The organism is Methanocella sp. MCL-LM, from assembly GCF_049676595.1.
Taxonomy (GTDB): Archaea; Halobacteriota; Methanocellia; order Methanocellales; family Methanocellaceae; genus Methanocella_A.
On the sequence record NZ_CP187259.1, the window covers coordinates 480,862 to 494,528 of the forward strand.

The window sequence follows — 13,667 nt, forward strand, 5'->3', positions numbered from 1 at the left end:
AAAAGTATGGTCGAGGCAGCGATCAAAGCGTTTGCAGGACCCTAAAGGTCATCGTACAGGCTTACCCCGGACATGAGCCGGTGCAGTACACGCTGAGGTACGCCCGGGCAAAGGAGATCGCCCTTTCACGCCACTCCGATTTATATCCGGAAGGTATATTATAATTAACATTGTTGAAAAAATACGAAGGTAAGTAACCGGTTAACGCTCGCATTAAGGTATCACGTACGATTACAGTCTCCGGGTAAACGCCCCGGAATAGCACCATAAAGGCTGCACAGACATGAAAAGCCAGAAAATGTTCAGACAACCGCTACCGAAGCTATCGACGCTCAAGATTGTCCTCATCTACACGTTCTTCGGCGCACTATGGATCCTGTTCTCCGACGTGGTGCTCCAGCTGTTCTCGAATCATTCCTCCGCTTACACAGCGCTCAGCATCCTCAAAGGCTGGCTATATGTCGCCGTGACCTCGCTACTGTTGTTTTTGCTCATCTACCGCTACGTATCGGAGCGTAAGCGCGTCGAAGAGAGCCTGGCGGACGAAAAGGCCCAGGCAGAGCTGTACCTCGACGTGATGGGCCACGATATCACGAACATCAACCAGATCGGCATCGGCTATCTGGAACTGGCCCAGGAAACGCTGCGGCTCGACGACGAGGGCAGGGACCTCCTGCAGAAGCCTCTCGACGCTCTTAAAAACAGTTCCAGGCTAATCGAGAACGTCCGCAAGCTCAAGCGCGCAAGGCAGGGTAAGCCGTCCCTCGCCAAAGTCAACGTAGCCCGGGTCATGCAGGACGTCATAGCTGCCGGTTCCCATCACCCGGGCCGGGACATCCAGATCAGCTACGACGGCTGCGACTGCTACACGATGGCAGATGACCTGCTCCCCGACGTCTTCAGCAGCATCATCGAGAGTGCCGTGAACAACTCCACGGGCCCGCTTCACATAGGCATCCGGGTGGCGGGCGCCTGCATGGACACCGGCGAGTACTGCTTCGTCTCGCTGGAGGACGACGGCCCCGGCATCCCCGACACCGTGAAAAAGGACCTCTTCGTCCGGATTCCGGGAGTCGCCCAGATCAGCGGCGGAGTTTTAGGGTTATATCTGGCGTGGACCCTGATAAAAGGGTACGAGGGCAAACTATGGGTGGAAGATCGCGTGCCCGGGGATTATCATAAGGGCAGCAGGTTTGTGGTGATATTGCCGGCTGTTAGATGATCATCGGAGAATGCATAGCTGAAAACGGGATCGTGTAAACTCAATTTTTACTGGTCGCGGGTCGACGTCCGACCTTCGGGTCGGCCTACTCCGGTTTTTCGGGTGCTGCACCGTCAGGGCCGGTGGGAGGGGTGCCAAGCCCTTCGGCCCGATGATCGCACCCTCGCAATGAAAACCTGGCGGGCGCTACGCTGCCGCCAGTTTACACTGCTTCGCAAGTCCTAAGCACCGCCACCTGTCGGTAGGCGGTCATTACCCTGCCGCCTCCGCATCCTGCCTGATGGCATGACAAGCCCGAAAAACCTACGTCGACCGCTTTTTAATACGTTAATAACAATAAAATAGCTTCAGTACTAACTACCTGGGGAGGAATATGAATGAGCGGTTTACCGGATGTACTGGATAATAATCTAAATGTTATATTCTGCGGAACTGGTGCAGGTAAGCGTTCTGGTGAGATTGGTCAATATTATGCCGGTAAAGGAAACTTGTTCTGGCAAACGCTTTATGATATCAAATTGACTCCTCGTAAGCTGGACCCTTCCGAGTTCGAGGAAATTAAGAATTATGGTGTCGGGCTGACAGACATGACGAAGGTTAAACCAGGCCCTGACTCCGGCCGGAAGAAGCAGGACTACGACCGGGAGCGGTTTGAACAAGTTATCATTGAATTAAAACCTAAGTGCATAGCCTTCAATGGTAAAAAGGCTGCCGAGCTGGCATTTGAGAATAAGGTGGCATACGGAAAAACTACCCTCCATGGAATCCCAGCGTTTATCTTACCGTCTACATCTGCGATGGCAAGATCGTACTGGGATATTAACTATTGGAAAGAGCTTGCAGACTTTTTAAAAAAGTAAACGTTTTATTTTCCGTTTAGTTCTTCTTCGATACCCCTGAACTGCTCCAGCGCCGCCTCTAAATTCTCCACGATCTCCCTCGCTATTACTTCCGGAGCCGGGAGGTTCTCGGAATCTTCGAGGCTCTCGTCCTTCAGCCAGAATATGTCCAGGCTCACTTTGTCCCGCTGCATGAGCTGCTCGTAGGTGAAAGCCTTGAACCTCTCCGTTTCTTTCCGATCGTGGCGGTTCTGGGGGTTATAGCACTGGATGAAGTCTTGTAAATCCTCGTACTTCAGCGGGTTTGTCTTGAGCGTAAAGTGCATGTTTGTCCGCAGGTCGTAAATCCAGAGCTTCTGCGTCTGGGGGTCCTTGCTGGCTGGCCTCTTGTCAAAAAACAGTACGTTTGCTTTGACGCCCTGAGCGTAGAATATACCTGTCGGCAGTCTCAGCAGGGTGTGGACGTCGCACTCCATGAGGAGCTTGCGTCTCACAGTTTCTTCTGCGCCGCCCTCGAAGAGCACGTTGTCCGGGATGACGATGGCACATTTGCCGTTTATCTTTAGTATGGTTTTGACGTGCTGGAGGAAGTTGAGCTGCTTGTTGGAAGTGGTGGCCCAGAAGTCCTGCCTTTGAAAGTGTTGAGCTTGAGGAACTTTTTCTGATCTCGGTCAAGCGGGTACTTCTTAGAGATGTACTCCTGAGCAGAGGGCAGGAAGCCTCCGGTGCCACAGGCGGGGTCGCAGATGGTCTCGCCGGGCTGGGGCTTGATCACGTCGACCATCTTCAGGAAGACCATGTAGGTGAGCTGCTCGACGTAGTCGCCGTAGCTGACGCCGTCGTCCCGTAGGACGTTGCAGTAGTTCCGGAGACGCTGGATGATTGTTGAAGATTCTGTGGCCACTCTAAGATCCATTCTGGTTAATTTAATCCAATCAGAGTAAACAGTCTATGGCAAACCTCTGAAGCGGTTTTTTCATCCATTCTGCCGTAATTACTTATGATTGTTCTGTCGTGGCAAATCTCTTCTAAGTGAGCTTTTAAAAAGCTGAACTGCCTGAAGGCTCCACCGAGAAATTGAAGATCGAGATCTGTCCCACCATTTTGCGGATCAATAAGAGCAAGGACATCAGCTCCATCCTTTATCGCCTTGTCTTCTTCCCACTGTTGCCTTACCGATTTTCCATCCCGGCACCTTCTTGTTCGATCCCAGGAGGCCTTCAACTTGTAGATCAACAGGAGTGACCTGCTTGGTATGATTACCTCAGCACCGCCAATCTTTTGGAGAGCTGTCAGATCGGGGGCTTCAAGGTGGTCAAATCCAAGGTTGACGCCGGTTCCAAAAAACTCCCAGGGGTCCGATGTAGTTACGAAGTCGATTATGATATCACCCCTGGCTGTCTTTTTCGTCAGGAATTTTATCCCGTCTTCTTCTCTGCGCACAAAGCTTCGTTCAGCCACGAGGTACTGACTCAAGCTGTTTCTCAATCTGCTACCTGCCACCAGATCTATATCAATCGATCCGAGCCAGGGGTTGTAGAAATATACCGCCCAGCCGCCGATTAGAAACAACTTTTGATCCGGATGCCTGGACTGCCTCTGTTGCACCCAGTCTCCGATTGCCCCAATTTCTGCGATAGACAGGCGGATGATTTCCTGGTCTTCCCTACTGGGTCTCATGGTATTCCGCCATCGCCTTTGTTAACTCTAAACTGCCATATCCAATGCCTGCCAGATCTAGCAGCGTCTGCTCCGGGGATGTGATAATAACCGTTTCTACCTCTCGGGACGTACTGTAGACATCCCTGTCAGGGGTATACACCTTTACCTTAATACTGTTTTTAGCGTTTACAGAAAATGTGTCCTTAAACGCCTCCAGTTGATCCCTTTTTAGGTAGAGGTAAGCAGTATCGTGTCTGATGACTCTGCCTGTGTATAATCCTCCTGCTGTAAGGCCGCCAAAGGCAAATTTCACACCGTATTCCTTCAGATTCCTCGAAATCTCCCTGGCCGCGATGTACGGCGTATCATACTCGACTGGCACCTCGTCGATCTTCAGGGACTCCAGCGGTCTCTCCCACGCTACACCGTTAAACAGCTTATTCTGGTCTGTGATCTTCGCGTAATCGTACTCTTTCACAGCCAGCCCTTGATCTGCCAGGCCGGTGATAACGGCGTGAGCCCAACCATAAGAAACTCCGGTTTTTTTCGAAACTTGCTTTATTGATGCCGGACCATGCCTGATGAGGTAGTAAATAACTGTCCAGGACCTCTCTGTGGTCATTTTAACTTTAGAGACAGCGCCGGAGCGCTCGAATGCAGAGAGCTTAAGGCCTAATGGGGCCCTGACAGGGGTGATATCGACCTTCTCCGCAATGTTCTCAACTTTATCAGAGATGGTTTTGTAGAGTAATATGAACCGGTCGTCCGGAGAGTACTTACCCTCAGCCTTAAGGAGTTCCCTATAAAGAGCTAACTGGGAGACTTTATTAAGCCCTGATTTTGGGGCGACTTCAACGTAGTATCGCCGTCGTCCGTCGTCAAGGATCAGATCGGGAAGTACTGGCCCTGCAATACCATCGATCTCCTGTTCTCTAATCGATATGGTATTGTCACTAAGCCCATACTTATACAAGATGAAATTTCTTATTTCCTGGTACAACTGATCATCGCCAGTCATATATCAATTATCAGTATATACTGATACTATTAAAACTTATCACTGATATGTATCACTATATAGTGATATATCTTGAGTATATCGGTGATAAGTCATGGTTTTCTCAGTCTGATTCTCTCTGTATTTTGCTTCCATCATTCTCCAGTTACCGCTATTTATACAGGTAATAACTATACTCCGAAACAGCCTCCACTCTTACAGGTGATATATCATGGTCGACAAACGGGATGTCCTGATCTCCATCCAGCCCCAATACGTCGAAAAGATCCTGAACGGCACCAAGAGGTACGAGTTCAGAAAGATCGCCCCCGCCAAAACCGCAGTCAGGGACTTCTACATATATACCAGCGCCCCGGTCCAGCGCATCGTCGCCAGGTTTCCGACGACCGAGATACATGCCGGATCGCCCGAGGCAATATGGGCTAAATGCGGTGAACACTCGGGAGGATCCTCCGAAGGCTTCTTCGAGTACTTCGCTGGCAGGGAAAAGGCGTATGCCATCGAGATTCGAGGGCTGGAAACGTTCGACGAGCCGATCAACCCGTATAAGTCGAACAAAAAGTTCTGGCCGCCGCAGTCTTACTGCTTTCTGAATGAGGGCATTCTATCCTAATTAGCCAGCGTCACCTGCTTCCGGGGCCTTTTAGGGCCATGGTTTTGGGGTTTGTCGGTTGCCTGATTCAGACGCTCTGCCCTGATGCGCTCTAAGAGTTCCTCCGCGGGCTCGTCGTTCGGGTCCGGGGGACGAGCTGACCGGTGTAGGCTTGTTTATTAGCGGTCGGCGAGGGATTTTCTGGCGAAGCCCCGAGAGTTAGCGAGGGGTGCGGAGGCGTCGGGGTAATGGACGCCTGCTGAAAGCGGCGTCGCTTAGGACTTGCGAAGCAATGGAAACCGGCGGCAGCGTAGCGCCTGCCGGGTTTTCATTGCGAGGGTGCGATCATCGGGCCGAAGGGCTTGGCACCCCTCCCACCGGCCCCGACGGCGGAGCACTGGAAAATCCCGAGTAGCACGTACGGCGAAGCAAGTACGGGCGTCGACCCGCAAAGGGCTTTGTTGTTATTGGCAATTTTGCCAGAAAATCCTCTGCTTATTTTGAAAAGTTTTATTCAACGCCCATGCTTATCTACTCAATATGAACGAGCTACGCCGGGACTACTTTACCGATCGCCGGGTGATCATCGCCACCGAGAGGGCAAAGCGGCCGACCGATTTCGTCAAGCCCAAAGCCCCGGAGCAGCCCCAGAACCTCGAGTCCTGCCCCTTCTGCGGGGGCCACGAGAACCTGACCCCGCCCAGCAAGGCGACCTACTTCTACGAAAACGACGTGCTCAGGCACGAGCCTGACGTTGAAGGCCAGGCACGCCGTTCCGTGTGGGTGTCCCGCATAATCCCCAACCTGTTCCCGGCAGCGCAGCCCCAGCCCCTGCACGTCACTTCAGAACAGCTCATGACCGCCTCCGGCGTCCACGAGGTGCTGGTCGAGTCGCCTGATCACTACAAGCAGCCACAGGCGATGTCCGACGAGGAGATCAAGCTGCTGTTCCGCGTCTACAAAGACCGGTTCGAGGATATCTCCAGCCTGCCCTTCGTGGAATACATCTCGGAGTTCCGCAACTACGGCAAGGACGCCGGCGCCTCCCTCGCGCACCCCCACTCCCAGATCATCGCGGTGCCAATCGTGCCCCGGGCCATCAAAGAGCAGTACGGCAAGAACTATTCCCACATAGTGGCCAGGGAGGAAAAGTCCGACCGCCTGGTGCAGGCGTCAAAGCACACGGTCGCTTTCGCCCCTTACGCCTCGGCGTACTCGTACGAGACCTGGGTCTTTCCCCGGCGGCAGTGCAAGAACATCCTGGAACTGACCGACGAGGAGCGGGACGACCTCGCGGTCGTAACCCGGGACATGCTGAAGCGCGTCAAAGCGCTGCTCGCAGACCCGCCCTACAATTACGGCTTCATCCAGTCCCTCTCCGACCCGCTGCACATGCACCTCAGGGTATACCCCAAGCTCGGCATCGAGGCAGGCTTCGAGCTCAACACGGGGATAAACATCAACTCCGTGCCGCCGGAGGCGGCGGCGAAGAGCCTGCGGGAAGTATCAATTTAAATGCCAGTGACGAGGTACTGCGAGCTATTAAAACCACAGAGACGCACAGAGATGCACAGAGGCTCACAGAGACTCCGTCTATCCTTATATCAAAAATCTCTGTGCGTCTCTGTGAGTCTCTGTGCCCTCTGTGGTGAACCGTTTCTCTGTGAGCCTCTGTGCGTCTCCGTGTCCTCTGTGGTGAACCATTCTATGTAGCTCTGCCGGCCTCAGCCGGCCAAACCTCGCTTTATTCAGGCCCTGCCTGCGGAAAAAATCGCTGCTTTCCGTCCCTGTGTTTTTTATTTTGCCCAGATTTTATTGAGATGGTGAGTATACCTCACATTATATAATACGCGACCGCGCTCAGGGAGCGCCTATGGCGCCGGGGATGGCCGCCGTGTGTTCTGTTCAGTTGTGATTACGATGACCAGGCTTTGCATTGGATTTGAGGTCCACCAGCCGTACAGGCTGAACCCGGGGTTCCGGCCGGGGGATTACGGGGGTAAAAGCCCCGAGGAGGCTTACTTTAGCGGCATCAACAAGGAGATACTTGAGCGGGTCTGCCGAAAGTGCTATAACCCCGCTACGACGCTGGTGCTGGAGCTGCTGGACCAGGGCTTTAAGTGTGCGTTCAGCCTTTCGGGCACGCTGGTAGAGCAGCTTGAGAAGTGGGAGCCGGAGACGCTCGGGCTGTTCGAGGAGGTCGCCCGCCACAAGAACGCCGAGTTGCTGTGCCAGACGTACTACCACAGCGTCGCGAGCCTGTTCGACGATCCCTCGGAGTTCGAGGAGCAGGTGCGGCTGCACAGGCAGCTGATGCGGGACGCTTTCGGGGTCACGCCTACGGTGATGGAGAACACCGAGTTCCTGTTCAACAACGCCATCGCCGAGTCAGCGAAACGCCTGGGCTTCAAAGGGATCTATACTGAGGGCGTGGAGCGGCTGCTGGGCTGGCGGAGCCCGAACTACGTGTATTCCTGCCGGGGCATCAACCTGCTGTTGAGAAATTACCAGCTGTCCGATGACATCGCGTTTCGATTTACTAACCGGCAGTGGCCGGAGTGGCCGTTGACCGCGGACAAGTACGCCGCGTGGCTCGCCGCGACCCCGGGAGATTACGTGAACGTGTTCATCGATTACGAGACCTTTGGGGAGCACCAGTGGGAGGATACGGGCATCTTCGAGTTCCTCCGGTGGCTGCCTAGGGAGTGCAAAGCCCGGGGTGTCGAGTTCGCGAAGCCGTCGGAGATCGCCTCCATGCAGGCGGTAGAGGCGCTAAACGTAGAGGAGACCGTATCCTGGGCGGACGTGGAGAAGGACATCTCGGCGTGGCTGGGCAACACGATGCAGCACATGGCGATCAAAGAAGTCCAGCGTGGCCAGGCATTCGCCAGCGATGTCAAGACCTGGCGATACTTGCAGACCAGCGATCACTTCTACTACATGGCCTCCAAGTTCGGATCGTGCGGGGACGTGCACTCGTATTTCAGCCCGGAGGCGTGCACCAACATCGAGGCGTTCGACATGTACATGCGGGCGCTGTCCGACTACGAGCTGCGGGCGGCGCAGAAGATGAAGCCAAAGCAGGTCGCGCTGGAGCTGCGGTGCCTGCCTCCCGAGCAGGCTTTCAGGTTCCGCACTCCCAGGGCGTACACGGGCTTCTCCGCTTACAGCCTGGACGACTTCGCCGATCTGCTGAACTTCGTGCCCGAGGATTCCCTGCAGTACCACCTGAGCCGGGACGACTACTCCGTCTGGGTCCGGGACGTGCTGAACGACGGGAAGCTGGCCGAAGAAGTGGCGAAGTGCGGCAACCGGATCGAGCTGCTGGAAGTGACGGACAGAAGGAGAAAAGAGCTGTGGAGCCGCCTGAAAGGGGCTGAAGCGCCCGAACGCCGGAGGGAGGAAGTGTGGAGCCCCTCAAAATAGCCTTCTTCTGCTGGGAGTCCATCTATTCCGAGCGCATCGGCGGGCTTTCCCCCGGGGCTACCTACCTGGCGGAGTCCCTGGCGGCGAAGGGCCACGAGCTGCACTTCTTCACCCGGGGCGGGGCCGACCGGACGATCAAGGGCGTGCAGTACCACTACGTGCAGCCGTACGCTAACAACATCGTGGACTACGCGAAGAGCATGAGCGACCTGATGGTCCAGCGGTTCCGGGACTTCGACACGCCGGCCTTCGACATCCTGCACTTCCACGACTGGCACGTGACCGAGGCGCTGCACCAGCTCAAAGACCGGAACACCATCTTTACTTTTCATTCCACGGAGTACGGCCGGGCGGGGAACCAGATCGGCCAGTGGTGGGAAGCGAAGGAAATATCGGGCAAGGAGTGGTACGCCGCGCTGACCGCCAGGCGGATTACCGCTGTTTCCCACGTCCTCAAGAACGAGATCATGTGGCTGTACAACATACCCTTCGAGAAGATCGACGTGGTGAGCAACGGGATATACCCGGAGGTCTACGAGGCGGTGATCGACCCGGGCCGGGTGAAAGAAACCTACGGCATTCATCCCTACGCGCCGCTGGTGCTGTTCGTCGGGAGGATGGAGTACCAGAAGGGCCCCGACTTGCTGGCGAAGGCCATCCCTCTCGTCTTGCGCCACCGGTGGGATACCAGGTTCATCATGGCCGGCCAGGGCACCATGAAGTACGAATTACAGCAGATGCTGGCCGGCCTCCCGGTCCACTTCCCCGGCTACATCCCGGACTCGGAGTACGTGAGATTACTTAATGCCTCCGACGTGGTCGTAATTCCGAGCAGAAACGAGCCTTTCGGCTTAGTGTTGCTGGAAGCGTGGAGCGCCAGGAGGTGCCCGGTCGTCGCGGACGTGGGCGGCCTTTCGGAGAACGTCACCAACTTTACCGATGGAGTGAAAGTGTATCTGGATCCGGCCTCCATCGCCTGGGGTATCAACTACGTGCTGAGCGATCCCTCCAGGGCCGGTGCGTACGGCAGGAATGGCCGGAGAAAGGTCGAGCGCCATTTCCTGTGGAGCGTTGTGGCAGGCAGGATGCTGGACGTCTACAGTAAAGTGCTACTTTAGGATATACACATCTCCTGCCGGGATTAATTTTTTCCACAAAAGGGGTTTCGTGCGAAGTCCATGAAAACTCTTGGAGGTCGGGGAGTTCCCAGGAGGTCGGGGAGGATTTTCAAGCTGGGAGGTCAGGGAGGGTCAGAGGTCAGAGAGGAGGTCTGTGAGTGTGGAACGGTTAGAGAGGATATTTTAAGTTAATCCTCTCGAACCTCCTGGTACTCTAATACCTTCTCTCAGACCTCCCAACCTCCCGGACCTCCCAGCTTGAACGTCCTCTCAAAACTCCGGTACCTCCCGGACCTCCTCCCGGACCTCTCAAGACCTCCCGGACCCACTATTATTCATGGAGTGCACACGCTATTTCCCGACGTTTATGGTACCTCATGGTGTAACCCATTACTATAAGGTTTCCAGCCGGCCCCGGCTCATGCGGTATTTCGGAGAACGTCAGCCGCATTATCTAGCGTGAAAGTATATTTAGATTCGGTTTCTAAAGCTTGGTGTATCAACTGTATAGCACTTAGCCGTCCAGAGCCGGTGAGTACGGCAGGAATGGCCGGAGGAAAGTCGAGCGCCATTTCCTGTGGAGCGTTGTAGCCGGCCGAATGCTGGACGTCTACAGACAGGGAAGTGGTAATGTGAAGATTGCATATATCGTCGATGAGTTCCCGCCCTTCTTCAGGGGAGGCCTGGGCACCTACGCAATGGAAATTACCCGCGAATACGTGAAAAACGGCCAGGAGATTACCGCTTTCTCACGTAACAGTGGCAAGGATAAGACCAGCGACATCTGGAACGGCATCCGGGTCCACCGGCCGATGCTGATGAACATGGCAGACGTGCTGCCGTTCTTCAGCCCGGGCGACGTGGCCCGGTGGAACCACGGGGACCAGGTCCAGTTCTCCGAGACCATGCTCTATAATATCCTTTCATCGTCCAAGATGATCAGCGACCTGGTGGCCCGGGAGGGCCAGAGCTTCGACCTCGTGGCGGCCCACGACTGGCTGGGGTTCCCCGCGGGCATGATCGCCCGCGCGAACCTGCCGGTACCTCTGGTGGTCCACTACCATTCCACAGAGCAGGGCCGGTCTAACGGCGGCGGCTCCGCGACCATCCAGGAGATCGAGCGGCAGGCAGCCATGAAGGCCGACCTCATCATAACGGTCAGCTACGCTATGCGGGACGAGCTGGTGAGGCTGGGCTACCCCGAGAGCAAGATCCGGGTCGTCTACAACGGTGTAGACACTAAGAAGTACGCCCCTGACTCCTTCAGCCAGAGGGAGATCAAAGCCTTCAGGGCGAAGATCGGCGTGGGCGACGCGCCGATGATCTTCTTCGTCGGCCGCCTGACCTGGGTCAAGGGAGCAGACACCCTGACTGCAGCCATGGCGCAGATCGCCCGGGAAGTGCCCGAAGCGAAGCTGGTCATCGTCGGCAAGGGCGAGCAGGAAGACATGCTCAGGCAGATCGTCAGATCGAACGGCCTGGAGAACAACGTGATCTTCAACTTCAACTACATCACGGAAGACGAGCGCAGGCTCTACTACGCGGCCTCGGACATCTGCATCTTCCCGTCCAAGTACGAGCCGTTCGGCATCGTCAGCCTGGAAGCCATGTCCATGGGCAAGCCCACCATCGTCGGCGCCACGGGAACTTCGGGCTTCAGGGAGCAGATCATCCCCTGTGGCGAAGACATCTGCGGGTTCCACATCAACCCCCACGATCCTTCGGATATCGCCAAGTTCGCCGTCCTCCTGCTGAAGGACAAGGAGCTGCGCAAGACCATCAGCGTCAACTCCCGCAAGCGCGTCCTGGAGCAGTTCACCTGGGAGAAGGCGGCGAGGGACACGCTCCTCGTTTACGAGGAAGCCGTCCGGATGTACAAGAAGAGGGTTGTTGCCGAGTGCGAGCAGCGGGCCATCTCCTGCGAGCTCAAGGCGCCCTCGAACTAAGGCTGCAAGATCGTCGACAGGGGCATCATTAATATGTCCCTGCAAACTTTTTATCGTGCGGTCAGGCGATCAGGTCAAAATCCTGTGCCTTCAGGCCGTCAAGTATATACTGGCCGGCTATCTCCCGGACCGACGGCTCTTTTTCGTTTTTCAGGTACAGGGTGACTGTCGCCGTAAAGGGCACGCCTTTGTAGACGTCGTCGATGCTGTAATTGCCCGACATGTCGATCAGCCCGCCGGTAGACGTGGTGCCGACGGTGAGCGGAGCGTACTTTTGTTCCTGGGAATAGTTGAGCCTGACCACGCCGCCGTAGGCTGTGCCGTCCGCCAGCGTTCTTCTCTCCGTGGCCGGCGGCTGCCCGTTCACGGTAATCCTGCCGTACATCTGTGTCTTCTCTGCCTCTTGTGTCCTGTCCGGCGTCGGGAAAAGGCCTGCGATGCCGGTGCTGGCTGTGGTAGTTGCACTACTGTTATCACCGTGCGGCGAACCCGTATCCTGGTGCCCGATCCACCAGGCTGCGGTGCCCACGAGCGTCACGATGAATAAAGCGACTGCTACAGTGAGCACTATCTCGATCTTCTTCTCTTCCATGCTATATAAACCCCCGAATGTGCTGGAATTATATAAAGCACAGAATGGTCATCAGGCACTTAAAGCTTATGATACTGCGGTGAGAGCGCCGGAAAAAAGAGAGGCGGCAGGGACGTTTTACGTGATTGTCTTTAGTTTGTCGGCGATGAGCCCTGAGACGTCCACGATGCCGAACTCGTTGTTGATCGTGTTGGTGGATACGAACTCGTCCATGCCCGCCCGGAACAGCCCTGTGAGAGAGTCGATGTCGCTGAGTACAGCGTGGGTGCAGGCTACGTTGACCCGCATGGCTCCCTGGGCTCGCAGCGACTTGATCACATCCATTATTGTGCCGCCCGTGCTCACTATGTCATCGATGATCAGCACGTCCCTTCCTTTGGCATCCAGGCTCCGGGGCCGGTGCTCGATCTCCCTGGCGGATAGCCTGTGCTTTTCCAGCACGTCGTAGTCGGTGCTCAGCACTTGTGCTGCCGCTGCCGCCCACCGTTCAGACTCCGAGTCAGGCCCCACGACCAGGGGCTTCGTCAGGCCTTGCCCCGCCTTGCCCGCCAGCAGCTCTGCGGCGCCTACCTCGTGGATTTTGATGCGGCTGAAGCTGGCGAGCTCTTCCATGCCGAGGCGGTGCAGGTGCATGTCCACGCCGACGATGTCGTTGATCCCCGCGAAGTCCAGCATCTTGAGCATAGACCTGATGGCGATGGCCTCACCTTTCACGTGCCTGGTGTCCTGCCTCATGTAGCCGACGTACGGGATCACTGCGATCACCCGCTCCGCGCCCAGCTCCTTCAACAGGTCGACAGTAAACTCCATCTCGACCAGCATGTCGTTCGGGTGGGGGTGCATGGTCTGGACGTAGGCGACGGTTTGGGACGGCGTGTAGTCGCCCTCTACCACGTGTATCTCGCCGTCCGGGAACTTCTCGATGCGGGGAAAATGGGCGGTGGTGCCCAGCCGTCTGGCGATCCCCCTGGCGAGCCCCGGCACGGACGAGCCGGCGATGATGTCTAAGGTCATAAGCTGTTGCTCCTTCATTGATAGTTGGGCGGGCTGGTTAATAATCGTTCTCGATAACTATGATTGGGATGCCATATATCCGCCTACCAGCCGCTGTTTCTGTGCCCGTGAATGTACACGAACGCTGCGCTGTGCTCGATACTGATTACTCGGATAGCATCAAAAGTGTTATCTCTGTGCCCGTGAACGTACACGAACGCTGCGCTGTGCTTGATACTGATTACTCGGATAGCATCAA

11 protein-coding genes and 1 pseudogene are annotated in these 13,667 nt (G+C 55.8%); 7 read left to right on the plus strand and 5 right to left on the minus strand.

The window, feature by feature from the left end; translation table 11 throughout:
• The first annotated feature begins 298 nt into the window (after positions 1–298).
• Both ACPLPM_RS02445 and ACPLPM_RS02450 read left to right on the plus strand, forming a co-directional pair.
• Positions 299–1,222, plus strand: a complete 924-nt coding sequence (locus ACPLPM_RS02445) for a sensor histidine kinase (RefSeq protein WP_424358651.1) — start codon at positions 299–301, stop codon at positions 1,220–1,222.
• A 377-nt stretch (positions 1,223–1,599) separates the two neighbouring features.
• Entirely contained in the window at positions 1,600–2,082 is a 483-nt protein-coding gene (locus ACPLPM_RS02450; protein ID WP_424358652.1) for a mismatch-specific DNA-glycosylase, read from the plus strand.
• Positions 2,083–2,087: 5 nt separating this feature from the next.
• Here ACPLPM_RS02450 and ACPLPM_RS02455 read toward each other — a convergent pair.
• From ACPLPM_RS02455 to ACPLPM_RS02465, 3 genes and pseudogenes are all read right to left on the minus strand, one after another.
• Positions 2,088–2,965: pseudogene (locus tag ACPLPM_RS02455) on the minus strand (N-6 DNA methylase).
• A gap of 17 nt (positions 2,966–2,982) precedes the next feature.
• Positions 2,983–3,741 (minus strand): hypothetical protein, encoded by a 759-nt coding sequence (locus ACPLPM_RS02460; RefSeq protein WP_424358653.1) that lies wholly within the window; start codon positions 3,739–3,741, stop codon positions 2,983–2,985.
• The gene (locus tag ACPLPM_RS02465) at positions 3,728–4,741 is read right to left on the minus strand and encodes a hypothetical protein (protein WP_424358654.1); all 1,014 of its coding nucleotides are present in this window, start codon (positions 4,739–4,741) and stop codon (positions 3,728–3,730) included. The genes ACPLPM_RS02460 and ACPLPM_RS02465 overlap by 14 nt, the downstream gene beginning before the upstream one ends.
• A 211-nt stretch (positions 4,742–4,952) precedes the next feature.
• Here ACPLPM_RS02465 and ACPLPM_RS02470 point away from each other — a divergent pair, with 211 nt between their 5' ends.
• The 5 genes from ACPLPM_RS02470 (at position 4,953) to ACPLPM_RS02490 (ending at position 11,823) form a co-directional block, all read left to right on the plus strand.
• On the plus strand, positions 4,953–5,354 hold the full coding sequence (locus tag ACPLPM_RS02470; protein ID WP_424358655.1) for a hypothetical protein: 402 nt from the start codon (positions 4,953–4,955) through the stop codon (positions 5,352–5,354).
• Positions 5,355–5,873: 519 nt separating this feature from the next.
• The gene (locus ACPLPM_RS02475; protein WP_424358656.1) at positions 5,874–6,848 is read left to right on the plus strand and encodes a galactose-1-phosphate uridylyltransferase; all 975 of its coding nucleotides are present in this window, start codon (positions 5,874–5,876) and stop codon (positions 6,846–6,848) included.
• Between the two features lie 405 nt (positions 6,849–7,253).
• Complete coding sequence (locus ACPLPM_RS02480) at positions 7,254–8,759, plus strand: glycoside hydrolase family 57 protein (protein WP_424358657.1); 1,506 nt, start codon at positions 7,254–7,256, stop codon at positions 8,757–8,759.
• Entirely contained in the window at positions 8,741–9,877 is a 1,137-nt protein-coding gene (locus ACPLPM_RS02485; protein ID WP_424358658.1) for a glycosyltransferase family 4 protein, read from the plus strand. The genes ACPLPM_RS02480 and ACPLPM_RS02485 overlap by 19 nt, the downstream gene beginning before the upstream one ends.
• 632 nt (positions 9,878–10,509) lie before the next feature.
• The gene (locus ACPLPM_RS02490; protein WP_424358659.1) at positions 10,510–11,823 is read left to right on the plus strand and encodes a glycosyltransferase family 4 protein; all 1,314 of its coding nucleotides are present in this window, start codon (positions 10,510–10,512) and stop codon (positions 11,821–11,823) included.
• A 61-nt stretch (positions 11,824–11,884) separates the two neighbouring features.
• Here ACPLPM_RS02490 and ACPLPM_RS02495 read toward each other — a convergent pair whose 3' ends face one another.
• Complete coding sequence (locus ACPLPM_RS02495; RefSeq protein WP_424358660.1) at positions 11,885–12,415, minus strand: hypothetical protein; 531 nt, start codon at positions 12,413–12,415, stop codon at positions 11,885–11,887.
• Positions 12,416–12,532: 117 nt separating this feature from the next.
• Entirely contained in the window at positions 12,533–13,447 is a 915-nt protein-coding gene (locus ACPLPM_RS02500) for a ribose-phosphate diphosphokinase (RefSeq protein WP_424358661.1), read from the minus strand.
• Between the last annotated feature and the right edge of the window lie 220 nt (positions 13,448–13,667).

Bases quoted from the DNA above. Each gene is read 5' to 3' on its own strand.
- ACPLPM_RS02460 (WP_424358653.1), bottom strand. From the start codon at position 3,741: ATGAGACCCAGTAGGGAAGACCAGGAAATCATCCGCCTGTCTATCGCA.
- ACPLPM_RS02445 (WP_424358651.1), top strand. From the start codon at position 299: ATGTTCAGACAACCGCTACCGAAGCTATCGACGCTCAAGATTGTCCTC.
- ACPLPM_RS02495 (WP_424358660.1), bottom strand. From the start codon at position 12,415: ATGGAAGAGAAGAAGATCGAGATAGTGCTCACTGTAGCAGTCGCTTTA.
- ACPLPM_RS02480 (WP_424358657.1), top strand. From the start codon at position 7,254: ATGACCAGGCTTTGCATTGGATTTGAGGTCCACCAGCCGTACAGGCTG.
- ACPLPM_RS02475 (WP_424358656.1), top strand. From the start codon at position 5,874: ATGAACGAGCTACGCCGGGACTACTTTACCGATCGCCGGGTGATCATC.
- ACPLPM_RS02450 (WP_424358652.1), top strand. From the start codon at position 1,600: ATGAGCGGTTTACCGGATGTACTGGATAATAATCTAAATGTTATATTC.
- ACPLPM_RS02465 (WP_424358654.1), bottom strand. From the start codon at position 4,741: ATGACTGGCGATGATCAGTTGTACCAGGAAATAAGAAATTTCATCTTG.
- ACPLPM_RS02470 (WP_424358655.1), top strand. From the start codon at position 4,953: ATGGTCGACAAACGGGATGTCCTGATCTCCATCCAGCCCCAATACGTC.
- ACPLPM_RS02500 (WP_424358661.1), bottom strand. From the start codon at position 13,447: ATGAAGGAGCAACAGCTTATGACCTTAGACATCATCGCCGGCTCGTCC.